The organism is Pseudomonas sp. MOIL14HWK12:I1 (genome assembly GCF_000510705.1).
GTDB classification, from domain to species: domain Bacteria; phylum Pseudomonadota; class Gammaproteobacteria; order Pseudomonadales; family Pseudomonadaceae; genus Chryseomonas; species Chryseomonas oryzihabitans.
Genome location: NZ_AZNY01000006.1, coordinates 382,204 through 396,522, shown reverse-complemented (window position 1 = coordinate 396,522; position 14,319 = coordinate 382,204). Strand labels below are relative to the sequence as shown.

General features: G+C 66.6%; 13 protein-coding genes. 5 read left to right on the top strand and 8 right to left on the bottom strand.

Annotated elements, in window-relative coordinates; translation table 11 throughout:
* Positions 1-262: 262 nt before the first annotated feature.
* Positions 263-712, top strand: coding sequence for an azurin (azu, locus tag PSEK12I1_RS0105860; RefSeq protein ID WP_027600955.1), 450 nt, complete (start codon positions 263-265; stop codon positions 710-712).
* Between the two features lie 661 nt (positions 713-1,373).
* On the opposite strand, the gene PSEK12I1_RS0105855 is transcribed toward azu, so the two are convergent.
* Together PSEK12I1_RS0105855 and PSEK12I1_RS0105850 are read right to left on the bottom strand one after the other, a co-directional pair.
* Positions 1,374-1,922, bottom strand: a complete 549-nt coding sequence (locus PSEK12I1_RS0105855; protein WP_027600954.1) for a glutathione peroxidase — start codon at positions 1,920-1,922, stop codon at positions 1,374-1,376.
* 80 nt (positions 1,923-2,002) lie between these two features.
* A complete protein-coding gene (locus tag PSEK12I1_RS0105850) occupies positions 2,003-2,332 on the bottom strand; it encodes a hypothetical protein (protein WP_007163001.1) in 330 nt (109 codons plus the stop codon).
* 232 nt (positions 2,333-2,564) lie between these two features.
* On the opposite strand from PSEK12I1_RS0105850, the gene PSEK12I1_RS0105845 reads away from it, so the two are divergent.
* Positions 2,565-3,971, top strand: coding sequence for an L-cystine transporter (locus tag PSEK12I1_RS0105845; RefSeq protein ID WP_027600953.1), 1,407 nt, complete (start codon positions 2,565-2,567; stop codon positions 3,969-3,971).
* Positions 3,972-4,022: 51 nt separating this feature from the next.
* Here the strand turns inward: PSEK12I1_RS0105845 and ureC are convergent, their stop codons facing one another.
* From ureC to PSEK12I1_RS0105815, 6 genes are all read right to left on the bottom strand, one after another.
* Positions 4,023-5,723 (bottom strand): urease subunit alpha, encoded by a 1,701-nt coding sequence (gene ureC, locus PSEK12I1_RS0105840; RefSeq protein ID WP_027600952.1) that lies wholly within the window; start codon positions 5,721-5,723, stop codon positions 4,023-4,025.
* A 340-nt stretch (positions 5,724-6,063) separates the two neighbouring features.
* On the bottom strand, positions 6,064-6,369 hold the full coding sequence (locus PSEK12I1_RS0105835) for an urease subunit beta (RefSeq protein WP_007162998.1): 306 nt from the start codon (positions 6,367-6,369) through the stop codon (positions 6,064-6,066).
* Complete coding sequence (locus PSEK12I1_RS0105830) at positions 6,366-6,875, bottom strand: GNAT family N-acetyltransferase (RefSeq protein WP_007162997.1); 510 nt, start codon at positions 6,873-6,875, stop codon at positions 6,366-6,368. Before PSEK12I1_RS0105830 ends, PSEK12I1_RS0105835 begins: the two co-directional genes overlap by 4 nt.
* A 10-nt stretch (positions 6,876-6,885) precedes the next feature.
* Positions 6,886-7,188 (bottom strand): urease subunit gamma, encoded by a 303-nt coding sequence (ureA, locus tag PSEK12I1_RS0105825; protein WP_007162996.1) that lies wholly within the window; start codon positions 7,186-7,188, stop codon positions 6,886-6,888.
* Between the two features lie 114 nt (positions 7,189-7,302).
* Positions 7,303-8,142 (bottom strand): urease accessory protein UreD, encoded by an 840-nt coding sequence (locus PSEK12I1_RS0105820; protein WP_027600951.1) that lies wholly within the window; start codon positions 8,140-8,142, stop codon positions 7,303-7,305.
* A 1,035-nt stretch (positions 8,143-9,177) separates the two neighbouring features.
* Positions 9,178-10,221: an AraC family transcriptional regulator gene (locus PSEK12I1_RS0105815; protein WP_027600042.1), complete on the bottom strand. Its 1,044-nt coding sequence runs from the start codon at positions 10,219-10,221 to the stop codon at positions 9,178-9,180.
* A 339-nt stretch (positions 10,222-10,560) separates the two neighbouring features.
* On the opposite strand from PSEK12I1_RS0105815, the gene eat reads away from it, so the two are divergent.
* From eat to eutC, 3 genes are all read left to right on the top strand, one after another.
* The gene (gene eat, locus PSEK12I1_RS0105810; protein WP_027600043.1) at positions 10,561-11,925 is read left to right on the top strand and encodes an ethanolamine permease; all 1,365 of its coding nucleotides are present in this window, start codon (positions 10,561-10,563) and stop codon (positions 11,923-11,925) included.
* Between the two features lie 23 nt (positions 11,926-11,948).
* On the top strand, positions 11,949-13,340 hold the full coding sequence (locus PSEK12I1_RS0105805) for an ethanolamine ammonia-lyase subunit EutB (RefSeq protein ID WP_027600950.1): 1,392 nt from the start codon (positions 11,949-11,951) through the stop codon (positions 13,338-13,340).
* Between the two features lie 102 nt (positions 13,341-13,442).
* Positions 13,443-14,258, top strand: coding sequence for an ethanolamine ammonia-lyase subunit EutC (gene eutC / locus PSEK12I1_RS0105800; protein WP_027600949.1), 816 nt, complete (start codon positions 13,443-13,445; stop codon positions 14,256-14,258).
* Positions 14,259-14,319: the final 61 nt, after the last annotated feature.

The following is a 14,319-nucleotide window of genomic DNA, read 5'->3' as shown; positions in this document are numbered from 1 at the left end:
CGCGAGGAAAGCCTCTTCCGGCGCATTGCCACTGGCGGCCTGGGCATAGCTGGCAAACAACTCGTGCAGCAGGGCGGTAAGGGTCATGGCGGGCGTCCTTGGCTGGCGGGTGATGGAGGGATAGTACCCAGAGGTAAGGCCTGGCGACCTGGCAAAGGTTTCGATGGAGGCGATAGAGCGAAGCCGCTCCCTTGCCATGGCCGCTGGAACCCGCCACCCTCGCATCGGTCTGACTGGCGACTTTCACGCATCCGGAGGGTTCATGAAATCCACGCTTTTCGCCGCCGCGCTGTTCGCCCTGGGAAGTACCGGCGCCTGGGCCGCCGACAGCTGTACCACCCAGATCGAAGCCGGCGACCAGATGACCTACAGCCGCGCTTCCATCCAGGTCCCGGCCTCGTGCAAGACCTTTACCGTGGAGTTGATCCACAACGGCAGCCTGCCCAAGAACGTCATGGGCCATAACTGGGTGCTGACCCGCTCCACCGACGCCTCGGCCGTCGACGCCGCCGGCATGAACGCGGGCGAAGCCAAGGGCTACCTGCCCGAGGGCGACGAACGCATCATCGCCCATACCAAGATGTTGGGTGGTGGCGAGAAGGATTCCGTGACCTTCGATACCGGGGCCCTGGAAGCCGGCAAGGAATACACCTTCTTCTGCTCCTTCCCGGGGCATTTCGGCTCCATGCGCGGGGTGTTGCAGCGCGGGTAAGGGGAAGGTTGGGTTGTGGCGGTCGACCGTCGCAATCCGACCTCTTGAGCAGAAGACGCCTGGAGATTGGGTTGAGCGTTAGCGAGGCCCAACGTTGCAGGGCTCACGCTTGTTTAGTAGGTGCCATGGCTGCTTATTGAGTGCTTGGAGAGTTTTTGTTTCGCCCACCCGGGCGAGTTACTTTTTGCAGTCGCGGCTGCGCGCCCCGCAAAAAAGTAACCAAAAACGCTTGCCCCACCATCCGGCCTTTCGCTTCGCTCCAGGTCCGCTCACGCCAGCGCCGTTCCGGGGTCGGTCCAGATGGGCCGTCCATGGCCCACTGGACCTCTCGCCGCACCCATGCGGCTCGACCCACTCCACGGCACTGGCATTCGCCCTGCTGAACGGGGCGATTCGCCAGCCTGAAATTATTGGTTGAATAACCCGTAACCCGTAGCGTGGACAACGGCGAAGCCTTGTCCACTGTCGGCGATCAAGCTCAGACGTCGTCCTTGAGCTATTGGAATCGCGGTCATGGACCGCTCCTACAGCAATCGGAAGATCCCGTAGGAGCGGCCCATGGCCGCGATAAAGACGTTGCCCCTATTCGGTAGTCAAGCTACTGCCAGCGGAAAACGCTGCGCGGTTTTCCACGCTACAGCTCTGGTGAACACTCAAGCCCTCAGCCCTTCGCCAATTCCTTCTCAATCGCCTCCACCAACCGCGGATCATCCGCCGTCACATCCGGCGCGAAGCGCCCCACCACCTCGCCATTGCGCCCGATCAGGAATTTCTCGAAATTCCACAGCACTTCGGGCTTGGGATTGGGGCTGCCGCCACGGCTCACCATGCGTTCACGGAAGGGACCGTCACCGGTCGCCTCGGGCTGGGCACGGGTGAGTTCGTCATAGAGCGGATGCTTGTCTTCACCCACCACGCTGAGCTTGGCGAACATAGGGAATTGCACGCCATAGGTCAGGGTGCAGAATTCCTTGATCTCGGCGTCGCTGCCGGGCTCCTGCTGCTTGAAGTTGTTGGCGGGAAAGCCGAGCACTTCCAGGCCGCGTTCGCGCTGGGCCTCATAGAGACGTTCAAGGCCCTCGTACTGGCTGGTCAGGCCGCACTTGGAGGCGACGTTCACCACCAGCAGCACCTTGCCCAGGTAGCGTTCCAGGGTCAGGGTTTCGCCATCGATGGATTGCAGCGGGAGTTTCATCAGGGTCGCGGTCATGGTCGGCTCCTCGGAAAGAAGCGACCAGCCTAGCGCAAAAACGCCGCCTCCATGGGCGGCGCCTGTCGGTCGGGCGGGGCTCAGCGCTTGAGCTTGACCACGTCGCCGGAAACGGTGGTGGTGTAGCCGTTCAGGACATAGGCCCAGAACCAGTTTTCCTGCACCTGGGCATTGATCAGGGCATCGCCGCCGCGGGACTTGATGGCGGCCTGCTGGGCGCGCACGAAGCGGTCGTTCTGCTGGACCGGGATGAAGCCCAGGATCATGAGACCGGTGGCCTTGCCCTCGCCATGACCGACGACGGTGTACTGCGACGGATCCAGATTCTGCGTCTTCATCGCGGTGCCGGTGCAGCCGGCGACGGCGGCGGCGAGGGCGAAGGAAGCGGCGAGCTTGGCGAAACGTTGCATGGAGTCACTCCTTTTTGGGATGGCAGCGTCGGGCATCGTTTCCCGACGGAGCGCACTCTAGCAGTGCCAGGCCCGGCGGAAATACCGTTCGCCCCGGCGATAGAACCGCTCCTCCCAAGGTCCCAGGGTTATCAGGTGATAGCGCCTCGATCTAAGCCGAGTCGGCCCGAGCTGCTACCATCGCCGCCTTTTCGTCCGGCGGCCGCGTCGGGCGCCGTATCGGAGACCTCGTGTGAATCTGCCTCTCGTCCTCAACCTCGTCGCCTTCGCCGTGCTGCTCGGCCTGCTGGCGCGTACCCGCAACACCGGCTGGAGCCTGGCCGTGCGCGTCTTCATCGGTCTCGCCCTGGGCGTGGCCTTCGGCCTGGTGCTGCAACTCGTCTACGGCCATGACGCCCCGGTGCTCAAGACCTCCATCGGCTGGTTCAACCTGGTCGGCAACGGCTATGTGCAGCTGCTGCAGATGAGCATCATGCCGCTGGTGTTTGCCTCCATCCTGGCCGCCGTGGCGCGGCTGCGCGAAGCCTCCTCCATGGGGCGCATCAGCCTATTGACCCTGGGCACCCTGCTGTTCACCACCGCCATCGCCGCCCTGGTCGGGGTGCTGGTCACCTGGCTGTTCGGCCTGAGCGCCGAAGGCCTGGTGCAGGGCGCCCAGGAGACCGCGCGCCTGACCGCCCTGCAGAACAGCTATGTCGGCAAGGTGGCGGATCTGTCGGTGCCGCAGTTGCTGCTGTCCTTCATTCCGAAGAACCCCTTCGCCGATCTGTCCGGCGCCAATCCCACCTCCATCATCAGCGTGGTGATCTTCGCCGCCTTCCTCGGCGTCGCCGCCCTGCGCCTGCAGCGTGACGATCCGGTGCGCGGCGAGAAGGTGCTGGCCGGCATCGACGTGCTCCAGGCCTGGGTGATGAAGCTGGTGCGCCTGCTGCTGCAACTCACTCCCTATGGCGTGCTGGCGCTGATGACCAAGATGGTCGCCACCGCCAGTCCCCAGGACGTGCTCAAGCTGGGCACCTTCCTGATCGCCTCCTACCTGGGCCTGGCCATCCTCTTTGGCGTGCATGCGCTGCTGCTGACCCTGAGCGGCCTGTCGCCGGCGCGCTTCTTTCCCAAGGTCTGGCCGGTGCTGAGCTTCGCCTTCACCAGCCGCTCCAGCGCGGCGACCATCCCGCTGAACATCGAGGCCCAGACCGAGCGCCTCGGCGTACCGCCGGCCATCGCCAGCTTCGCCGCCTCCTTCGGTGCCACCATCGGCCAGAACGGCTGCGCCGGTCTCTATCCGGCCATGCTGGCGGTGATGGTCGCCCCGACCCTGGGCATCAATCCCTTCGATCCGCTGTGGATCGCCACCCTGGTGGGCATCGTCACCCTGAGTTCGGCGGGCGTGGCCGGCGTGGGCGGCGGCGCCACCTTCGCCGCCCTGATCGTGCTGCCGGCCCTCGGCCTGCCGGTCACCCTGGTGGCGCTGCTGGTGTCCATCGAACCTCTGATCGACATGGGCCGCACCGCCCTCAACGTCAACGGCTCCATGACCGCCGGTACCCTGACCGCGCGCTGGATGGGCCAGCTGGACAAGGCCGCCTATGACCGCAACGACCGGGCCGAAGCGCCAGCGGCGCCGATCAGTCGCGGCTGAGTCCGTAGGTTGGGTTGAGCGAAAGCGAAGCCCAACATTCCCTGTGCCTGGTTAGAACAGGAAATACCGCTGCGCCATCGGCAGCACCTCGGCCGGTTCGCACCAGAGCAGCTGGCCGTCGGCCTTGACCTGGTAGTTCTGCGGATCGACCTCGATGGTCGGCAGATAGCCGTTGTGGATGAGGTCGCTCTTCTGCGCGGTGCGGCAGCCCTTGACCACGCCGATGCGCTTCTTCAGCCCCAGTTGCTCCGGCACCCCGGCCTCGAAGGCGGCCTGGCTGATGAAGGTCAGACTGGTGTCGTGGAGCATGCCGGCGTAGCTGCCGAACATGGGGCGGTAGTGCACCGGTTGCGGGGTGGGGATGGAGGCGTTGGCGTCGCCCATCAGACTCGCCGCGATGGCGCCGCCCTTGAGGATCAGCGTCGGCTTGACGCCAAAGAACGCCGGGCGCCAGAGCACCAGGTCGGCGAACTTGCCCACTTCGATGGAGCCCACCTCGTGGCTGATGCCATGGGTGATCGCCGGGTTGATGGTGTACTTGGCGATGTAGCGCTTGACCCGGAAGTTGTCGTTGCCGGCGGCGTCTTCGGGCAGCGGGCCGCGCTGCTTCTTCATCTTGTCGGCAGTCTGCCAGGTGCGGGTGATGACCTCGCCGACACGCCCCATGGCCTGGCTGTCGGAGCTGATCATGGCGAAGGCGCCGAGGTCGTGGAGGATGTCCTCGGCGGCGATGGTCTCGCGGCGGATGCGACTCTCGGCGAAGGCCACGTCCTCGGCGATGCTCGGGTCCAGGTGGTGGCAGACCATGAGCATGTCCAGGTGCTCGTCGATGGTGTTCTTGGTGAAGGGCCGCGTCGGGTTGGTGGAACTGGGCAGCACGTTGGGGAAACCGCAGGCCTTGATGATGTCCGGCGCGTGGCCGCCCCCGGCACCTTCGGTGTGATAGGTGTGGATGGTGCGACCCTTGAAGGCGCCCAGGGTGGTCTCGACGAAGCCGGATTCGTTGAGGGTGTCGGTGTGGATGGCCACCTGGATGTCGAAGCGATCGGCCACCGCCAGGCAGTTGTCGATGGCGGCGGGGGTGGTGCCCCAGTCCTCGTGCAGTTTCAAGCCGATGGCGCCAGCGCGGACCTGCTCCTCCAGCGGACCCGGCAGGCTGGCGTTGCCCTTGCCGGTGAAGCCGATGTTCATCGGGAAGGCGTCGGCGGCCTTGAGCATCTGCGCCATGTGCCAGGGACCGGGGGTCACGGTGGTGGCATAGGTGCCGGTGGCCGGCCCGGTGCCGCCGCCGATCATGGTGGTGGTGCCGCTCATGAGCGCCTCTTCGATCTGCTGTGGGCAGATGAAGTGGATGTGGGAGTCGATCCCGCCGGCGGTGAGGATCATGCCTTCACCGGCGATGACCTCGGTGGCGGCGCCGATGGGCACGCTGACACCCGGCTGGATGTCCGGGTTGCCGGCCTTGCCGATGGCGTGGATGCGGCCGTGCTTGAGGCCGACGTCGGCCTTGACGATGCCCCAGTGGTCGACGATCAGCGCATTGGTGATGACGGTATCGACCACCTCGGCGGCGGGCAGCTGGCTCTGGCCCATGCCGTCGCGGATGACCTTGCCACCGCCGAATTTCACCTCTTCGCCGTAGACGGTGTGGTCTTCTTCGACCTCGATCCAGAGCTCGGTGTCGGCCAGGCGTACCCGGTCGCCGGTGGTGGGGCCGAACATGTCGGCATAGGCTTGGCGGGAGATTTTCATAGGCGTTGATCCCGAATAAAGGTGGTCCGGTTTGCCCTCACCCCGACCCTCTCCCGGAGGGAGAGGGGGAAGGGCGGGTGGCATCCTGTTGCCTCGCAGGGCGTCGTCCCTGGGAGGCTGGGTGTTCTGGTTGGCCCTCACCTCGACCCTCTCCCGGAGGGAGAGGGGGAAGGGCGGGTGTCGTCCTGTTGCCTCGCAGGGAGCCGTTCCTGGGAGGCTGGGTGTTCTGGTTGGCCTTCACCCTTCCCCTCCCCCGGAGGGAGGGGGAAGGGCGGGAGCTCGATGTCTGCTTTTAGCCCCCTCTCCCCTTGGGAGAGGGTTGGGGTGAGGGCGCTTGCCGCTACAACTTCCCCATTACCCGCCCGGCGAAGCCGTAGACGGTGCGCAGCCCCGCCAGCTCGACCAGTTCCACCTCGCGACTCTGGCCCGGTTCGAAGCGCACGGCGGTGCCGGCGGCGATATTCAGGCGCATGCCGCGCGCCAGGGCGCGGTCGAACACCAGGGCGTCGTTGGTTTCGTGGAAGTGGTAGTGGGAGCCCACCTGGATCGGCCGGTCGCCGCTGTTGGCGACGGTCAGGCTGAGGGTGCGGCGGCCGGCGTTGAGTTCGATGTCGCCGTCCTGGATCTGGTATTCGCCGGGGATCATGGGCGCTGCTCCAGCATCAGTTGCATGAAGGTGAGGTCCAGCCAGCGACCAAACTTGGTGCCGACCTGGGGCATCTGCCCGGTGGTGAGGAAGCCGAGGCGTTCGTGCAGGCGGATGGAGGCCTGGTTGCCGCTCTCGATGGCGGCCACCATCACGTGCTTGTCGCAGGCGCGGGCGCGTTCGATGAGCACCGTCATCAGCCGCGGACCGATGCCCTGGCCGCGCTGGTCGGGATGGATATAGACCGAGTGCTCGACGGTATGGCGAAAGCCTTCGAAGGGGCGCCAGTCACCAAAGGAGGCATAGCCCACCACCGTGCCTTCGGCGTTCTCGGCGACCAGGATGGGGTAGCCCTGGGTGGCGCGCAGGTCGAACCAGGCCTGGCGGTTGGCCAGGTCCACCGGGGTCTCGTTCCAGATCGCCGTGGTGTTGCTGACGGCGTCGTTGTAGATGTGCAGCACGGCCGGCAGGTCGGCAGGCGTGGCGTCGCGGACGATCAGACTCATGGCGGCCTCCCTAGGCGATCGGCTGGTGGACGGTGACCAGCTTGGTGCCATCGGGGAAGGTGGCTTCCACCTGGATCTCCGGGATCATCTCCGGGACGCCTTCCATCACCTGGTCGCGGGTCAGCAGGGTGGTGCCGTAGTGCATCAGCTCTGCCACGGTGCGACCGTCACGAGCGCCTTCGAGCAGGGCGGCGGAGATCAGCGCCATGGCTTCCGGGTAGTTGAGCTTCACCCCACGCGCCAGGCGGCGTTCGGCCACCAGGCCGGCGGTGAAGATGAGCAGTTTGTCTTTCTCGCGGGGCGTCAGGTCCATGGGTGTTCCGGTTGGCAGGTTCGGTCAGGGAAGGTCGATCATCGCGGCCGTGGGCCGCGCCTACAATTCTGCGCTTCCATGTAGGAGCGGCCCATGGCCGCGATCACGAAGATATCAGGTACTCCAGATTCGCGGCGGTACGGCAGCGCGGCCGAGCAGCGCCGGACGCAGCAGGCGCCAGACCGCGATCAGCCAGGCGCGGGCCTGCAGCGATTCGGCGGCCAGGCAGCGAGCGACCACCAGGCCGGGCAACTGGGTCAGGTCGCCGCGCACCGGTAGGCCCAGTTCGCGGCAGCGTTCGAGGGTATCGGCGTCCAGGGTGCCGGTGAGCAGCAGGGTGGCGAACACCGGCTGACCGGCGAGGCCGATGGGCGAGTCCAGCAGGCGATCCGCGCCGACCAGGCGCTGGCGCTCGTGCCACAGCGGGGTGCCGTCGCGACGGATGTCCAGATGGGCCTGAAACAGGCCGTCGGTGAAGCGCTCGGCGCTGGCCGGACGACCCAGGGCGACGATGTCCCAGTAGCAGAGGCGGGCATCGCCCTCCAGCTCGATGCGGGTAGCGAGGTGGGCCCGGGCACCGGCGAAGACGATGGTCTCCTGGGGTAGCCATTCCAGGGTGGCACCGGCGGCGACGCGCAGCTCGACCTGCTGGTGGGCGGCGCTGTCGGCGCGATACCACTTGGCTGCGCCGGGGCTGGTGAGCTGGGCCCAGGCGTTTTCGCCGACGCTGACGTCGATGTCCAGCCGATCACCCCCGGCGATGCCACCCGGTGGATGCACGACGATGTGCTGGCAGACCTCGGGACCTTCGGCGTGCAGGTGTTTCTGCACCCGCAAGGGGCCGAGGTGGCGGCGGGTGGTCGGCCGGGTCCAGTCGCCCTGGCGGGCATAGGCCAGCTCCAGGCGCGCCAGCCAGGCGGGGGTGAAAAGGGCAGGGGGCAGGGCAGAGGTCATCGGGTGGTCGTTGTTCTGGTTAGGCTGTTTGGGGAGGGCCTTGCAAGAATCTGACCGAGTGGGCAGAGGTTGGCTTTCGGCTAGGTATGGTGGGGGTGTTTGGCTGATTACCGAGTGCTTTGATGGTTTTTGTTTCGCCCGCTCGGGCGCATCACCTTCACCGCTTCGGTAGGTTGGCGCTGAGTGGAGCGAAGCCCAACGTTGCGGAGGTTGGCCGTGATGCCTCGGTTTACCAGTGCTCTAGCTGCTTATCGAGGTCTGTTGATGGTTTTGTTTCGCCCACCCGGGCGAGTTACTTTTTGCAGTCGCCAAAAAAGTAACCAAAAACGCTTGCCCCACGTTTCGGCCCTCCGCTTCGCTCCAGGTCCCCTCACTCCGGTGCCGCTCCGGGGGCACGGCACGAAGGGGCCTCCTGCCCCTCGCGCCTTGCTCGGCGTCCTGCCTCGCATCCCCCTCCGCGACACCTGCACTCGGCCTCACTGACGGGGCGGGGCGCCAGCCTGATGCCTGGGTGTTCACAGGATCTGTAGCGTGGAAAACCGCATAGCGTTTTCCACTGGTGGGCACCTAAGCCATCAGTGGACAAGGCTTCGCCGTTGTCCACGCTACGGGCTACGGGCTACGGGCTACGGGCTACGAGCTTTTGTGGCTGTTCAACCAATATTTTCAGGCTGGCGAATCGCCCCGTTCAGGAGGGCGAACGCCAGTGTCGTGGAGTGGGTCGAGCCGCAGGGATGCGGCGAGAGGCCTAACGGGCCATGGACGGCCCGTGTAGGCCGACCCCGGAGCGGCGCTGGCGTGAGCGGACCTGGAGCGAAGCGAAAGGCCGGATGGTGGGGCAAGCGTTTTTGGTTACTTTTGCGGCGATTGGCAAAAGTGACTCGCCCGAGGGGGCGAAACAAGAAGTACCAGCAAAGCTAGATAAACAGCTATGGCACCCATAACACAGAGCCGCAACCCCACCTTGTTGGGCTTCGCTACGCTCAGCGCCAACCTACGTCAGCCGGCGTTCGTGGCTCTTTTCCCCACCCCATTTTAAGAAAGCTGCCGCCACTGCCGCGGACTCACCTGAAACCACCGCCGAAACGCCCGCGAAAAGGCGCTCGTCTCCGAATAGCCCAGCAGCGGCGCCAGGTCGGTGACCGGCAGGCGCTGCCGCAGGTAGTGCTGCGCCAGGTCGCGGCGGACGCCCTCGACCAGCGCCGAGAAGCTCGCGCCCTGGTCGCGCAGGCGGCGTTGCAGCTGGCTGGTGGAAAGGTCCAGGCGCTGGGCGATGGACTCCAGGCTGGGCTCGCCCAGGGGCAGCGCCAGGCGCACCGAGGCGCGGACCTCTTCGAGCAGTTCCATCTGTGGCAGCCGCTGGCCGAGCTGGCGGATGGCGTCCTGCACCACCAAGAGGAGCAGCGGATCGTGGTCGGGCATGGCGCGGCCGCGCAGGTCGGCCTTGGGCACCAGCATGGCATTGCAGGGCTGGCCGAAGCTGACTGGCGCGTCGAACAGCCGGCGGTGCTCGTGCCAACCCTCGGGGCGCGGGTGTTCGAACTGCACCGCGCGCGGCGCCCAGGTGGGCCCGAGCACATGGCGCAAGAGGTTGAGCAGCATGCCCAGGGTCAGCTCGGCGTCCTGGCGGCGGGCGACGATGGCGCCGTGGCGCACCTGGTAGTCGAAGCGCCAGCAGTCACCGGCGTCCACCAGCTGGATCAGGGTGCTGTGCTGGTGGAAGGGAAAGGCGGCGGCGAAATTCTGCAGGGCCGCTTCGGCGGTGGGCGAGCAGAGCCCCACGTAGCCCAGCAGGCCGAGCATCTGCGGTTTGAATTGGCCGCCGTAGTGCAGGCCGAAATTGTCGCAGCCGGACTGGGCGGCGGCTTCCTCCAGGACCCGGCAGTAGTTGCCCAACCCCAGGCTCAGGGTGGGGTGCTGCAGCTGTTCGGGGTCGATGCCGGCAGTGCCGAAGATGCGATCGACATCGCCACCATGGCTGGTGATGACGGCGTCCAGTCCGCTGGCGGCGGCGGAGAGCACGCCAAGGTTGCGCGACGGTGAGGTCAGGGCGGCGAAGCCGGAGGCGGCCAGGGGCATGGTGCGGGTCCAGGGAGGGGATCGGCATGAATGAAGCAAAGGCTGTGCCCCGGGGCGGAAAGCGGTCCTCCATCGGGGCGGGAACGCCGAGGGCTTCACGCTATTAGGCGTCTTGGCGTGCCTCATCGCGGGGCGGGTGGTCAGGCATCGCACCAGGCTGGTGCGGTCTCGGGTAGCACCCTGGGAAGAGGGGTAACGCCGACTTGACCCGGGGTCACAGCGACCGTGCCGAGCGGTCAAGTCGCCACGGCCCCGAGCTGTTTAAGCTCGAAAAAGCCGGGCATCGCGGGATCGCGGTGACCCATTCGGATCACGTCGCTACAAGGGGAGTGGCCTGTCATGACCAACGAGAAACTCAAGCCGACCCTCGGCACCCTGCACCTCTGGGGCATCGCCGTGGGGCTGGTGATCTCCGGGGAATACTTCGGCTGGAGCTACGGCTGGGGCGTCGCCGGGACCCTGGGCTTTCTGATCACCGCGCTGGTGGTTGCGGTGATGTATACCTGCTTCATCTTCAGCTTCACCGAGCTCACCACCGCCATTCCCCACGCCGGCGGGCCCTTCGCCTACAGCCGGCGCGCCTTCGGCCCCATGGGCGGCACCATCGCCGGCATCGCCACCCTGATCGAATTCGTCTTCGCCCCACCGGCCATCGCCATGGCCATCGGCGCCTACCTCAACGTTCAGTTTCCCACCCTCGATCCCAAGCTCTGCGCGGTGGCGGCCTACTTCATCTTCATGACCCTGAACATCCTCGGGGTAAGCATCGCCGCCACCTTCGAACTGGTGGTCACGGTGCTGGCGGTGATCGAGCTGCTGATCTTCATGGGGGTGGTGGCGCCGGGCTTCAGCCTGACCAACTTCACCAGCGGCGGCTGGGCCGGGCAGGACCAGTTCTCCCTGGCCGCGGTGGGCGGCATGTTCGCCGCCATTCCCTTCGCCATCTGGTTCTTTCTCGCCATCGAGGGCGCGGCCATGGCCGCCGAGGAAGCCAAGGACCCCAAGCGGACCATTCCCAAGGCCTACATCGCCGGTATCCTCACCCTGGTGACCCTGGCCATCGGCGTGATGATCTTTGCCGGCGGCGTGGGTGACTGGCGCGCCCTGTCCAACATCAACGATCCGCTGCCCCAGGCGATGAAGGGCGTGGTGGGCGAGGGCTCGATGTGGCTGCACCTGCTGGTGGGCATCGGCCTGTTCGGCCTGGTGGCCAGCTTCCACGGCATCATCCTCGGCTATTCCCGGCAGTTCTTCGCCCTGGCCCGCGCCGGCTTCCTGCCCCATGGCCTGGCCAAGCTGTCGCGCTTCCAGACCCCGCACCGCGCGGTGCTGGCCGGTGGCGTGGTGGGCATCGCCGCCATCTTCAGCGACGGTGTGATCAGCCTGCAGGGCCTGACCCTGACCGCCGCCATGATCACCATGAGCGTGTTCGGCGCCATCGTCATGTACATCATGAGCATGCTCAGCCTGTTCAAACTGCGGCGCAGCGAGCCCAACCTGGAGCGCACCTTCCGCGCCCCCGGCTATCCGGTGGTGCCGGCCATCGCCCTGGTGCTGGCGGTGGTCTGCCTGATCGCCATGGTCTGGTACAACCCCGTGATCGCCAGCGTCTTCGTGGTGCTGATGGTGATAGGCGCGTTGGTCTGCGGTCTCAGCCGTAGACAGAGCGACATCGCCCCTGACGCTGCCTTTGGCGAGGCCTGAGCAGCGCAACCCGAGGAGGTAGCATGAGCGGTTTCCAGCACAGCGTGGGTGGCCAGACCTGGCGCTTCGCCGATCTCAAGGAGCTGCTGGCCAAGGCCACCCCGGCGCGATCCGGGGATGTCCTGGCCGGGGTTGCCGCCAGCAGCGACGTGGAGCGGGTGGCGGCGCAGATGGCGCTGGCCGAGGTGCCGCTCAAGCACTTTCTCAGCGAGGCGGTGATCCCCTACGAAGCCGACGAGGTCACCCGGCTGATCCTGGATAGCCACGATGCCCAGGCCTTCGCGCCGGTCGCCCACCTCACCGTGGGCGGCTTCCGCGACTGGCTGCTGGGTCCGGCGGCCGACGAGACGAGTCTTGCCGCCCTGGCCCCGGGGCTGACCCCGGAGATGGTCGCCGCGGTGTCCAAGATCATGCGCATCCAGGACCTGATCCTGGTGGCGCAGAAGGTCCGGGTGGTGACCCGCTTTCGCAACACCATCGGCCTGCGTGGACGGCTGTCGACCCGGCTGCAGCCCAATCACCCCACCGACGATCCGGCCGGCATCGCCGCCAGCGTCCTCGACGGCCTGCTCTATGGCAACGGCGATGCGGTGATCGGCATCAATCCGGCCACCGACAGCACCAGCGGCATCTGCGAACTGCTGAAGATGCTCGACGCCGTGATCCAGCGCTACGAGATACCCACCCAGTCCTGCGTGCTGACCCACGTCACCACCAGCATCGCCGCCATCGAGCGGGGTGCGCCGGTGGACCTGGTGTTCCAGTCCATCGCCGGCACCCAGGGCGCCAACGAAAGCTTCGGCATCAGCCTGGCGCTGTTGCAGGAAGGCTTTGATGCCGGACTGTCGCAACGCCGCGGTACCCTGGGCGACAACCTCATGTATTTCGAGACGGGGCAGGGCAGCGCCCTCTCCGCCGGCGCCCACCACGGCGTCGACCAGCAGACCTGCGAGGTGCGTGCCTACGCCGTGGCGCGGAAATTCAAGCCGCTGCTGGTCAACACCGTGGTCGGCTTCATCGGCCCCGAGTACCTCTACAACGGCAAGCAGATCATCCGCGCCGGGCTCGAAGATCACTTCTGCGGCAAGCTGCTCGGCGTGCCCATGGGCTGCGACATCTGCTACACCAATCATGCCGAGGCCGACCAGGACGACATGGACATGCTGCTGACCCTGCTGGGCGCGGCGGGCATCAACTTCATCATGGGCATCCCCGGGTCGGACGACGTGATGCTCAACTACCAGACCACCTCCTTCCACGACGCCCTCTACGCCCGCCAGGTGCTGGGCCTGCAGCCGGCCCCGGAATTCGCCGCCTGGCTCGACCGCCTGGGCATCCTGCGGCTGGAGGACGGCCGCTTCCGTCTCGGAGAAGGCTTGCCGGCGCCATTCCAACGGGCGCTGGCGCAGTTGTAGGGAGGATCGCGGCCATGGGCCGCTCCTACAAACTCCCTCTGTACCCGTAGGAGCGGCCCATGGCCGCGATAGCTTAGATACCGAATCGTTCAGGAGTCGCTCATGAACCCCAACGGCACCGCCCGCCCCGACCCCTGGGCCGAATTGCGTCGCCTCACCCCGGCGCGCATCGCCCTGGGCCGCGCCGGCACCAGCCTGCCGACGTCGGCCCAGCTGGACTTCCAGGCCGCCCATGCCCAGGCCCGCGATGCGGTGCACCTGGCTTTCGATCATCAGGCCTTGCGCGAAGGCCTGACCGCCCAGGGTCGCGAGACCCTGGTGCTCAAGAGCGCCGCGCCGGATCGCCTCACCTATCTGCAACGTCCCGACCTGGGCCGCAGGCTGTCCGCGGAGTCCGCCCACGAACTCCAGGCCTATGCCGCCGAGCATCCCGAGGGCTTCGACGTCGCCGTGGTCATCGCCGATGGCCTCTCTGCCCTGGCGGTGCATCGCCATGCGCTGCCGTTCCTGGAGCGCCTGGCCGACCAGGCCGGGGCCGAGGGCTGGCGCTGGGCGCCGGTGACCCTGGTGGAGCAGGGGCGGGTAGCGGTGGGCGACGAGATCGGCGGGCTGCTCAAGGCGCGTCTGCTGGTGATGCTGATCGGCGAGCGCCCCGGTCTGAGTTCGCCCGACAGCCTCGGCCTCTACTTCACCTACGGCCCGCGCCCGGGCCTCAACGACGCCTATCGCAACTGCATCTCCAACGTGCGCCTGGAAGGCCTGGCCTATGGCCTGGCGGCGCACAAGCTGCTCTACCTGATGCGCGAAGCGGATCGCCGCAAGCTCTCCGGCGTGCAACTCAAGGACGAAGCCGAGGTGCCGCTGCTGGAAGGTGGGCAGGACAACGCCCGGATCGGCAACTTCCTCACCGCGGGCTGATTGCCCGCCGTTCATCGGCGGTATCCCGCGCGGGGGTATCGCTTCGCTCAATTGACCGCCG

Excerpts from the sequence above, each read along its gene's own strand:
- azu (WP_027600955.1), top strand. The coding sequence starts at position 263 with ATGAAATCCACGCTTTTCGCCGCCGCGCTGTTCGCCCTGGGAAGTACC.
- PSEK12I1_RS0105855 (WP_027600954.1), bottom strand. The coding sequence starts at position 1,922 with ATGACCGCGACCCTGATGAAACTCCCGCTGCAATCCATCGATGGCGAA.
- PSEK12I1_RS0105850 (WP_007163001.1), bottom strand. The coding sequence starts at position 2,332 with ATGCAACGTTTCGCCAAGCTCGCCGCTTCCTTCGCCCTCGCCGCCGCC.
- ureC (WP_027600952.1), bottom strand. The coding sequence starts at position 5,723 with ATGAAAATCTCCCGCCAAGCCTATGCCGACATGTTCGGCCCCACCACC.
- PSEK12I1_RS0105835 (WP_007162998.1), bottom strand. The coding sequence starts at position 6,369 with ATGATCCCCGGCGAATACCAGATCCAGGACGGCGACATCGAACTCAAC.
- PSEK12I1_RS0105830 (WP_007162997.1), bottom strand. The coding sequence starts at position 6,875 with ATGAGTCTGATCGTCCGCGACGCCACGCCTGCCGACCTGCCGGCCGTG.
- ureA (WP_007162996.1), bottom strand. The coding sequence starts at position 7,188 with ATGGACCTGACGCCCCGCGAGAAAGACAAACTGCTCATCTTCACCGCC.
- PSEK12I1_RS0105820 (WP_027600951.1), bottom strand. The coding sequence starts at position 8,142 with ATGACCTCTGCCCTGCCCCCTGCCCTTTTCACCCCCGCCTGGCTGGCG.
- PSEK12I1_RS0105815 (WP_027600042.1), bottom strand. The coding sequence starts at position 10,221 with ATGCCCCTGGCCGCCTCCGGCTTCGCCGCCCTGACCTCACCGTCGCGC.
- eat (WP_027600043.1), top strand. The coding sequence starts at position 10,561 with ATGACCAACGAGAAACTCAAGCCGACCCTCGGCACCCTGCACCTCTGG.
- PSEK12I1_RS0105805 (WP_027600950.1), top strand. The coding sequence starts at position 11,949 with ATGAGCGGTTTCCAGCACAGCGTGGGTGGCCAGACCTGGCGCTTCGCC.
- eutC (WP_027600949.1), top strand. The coding sequence starts at position 13,443 with ATGAACCCCAACGGCACCGCCCGCCCCGACCCCTGGGCCGAATTGCGT.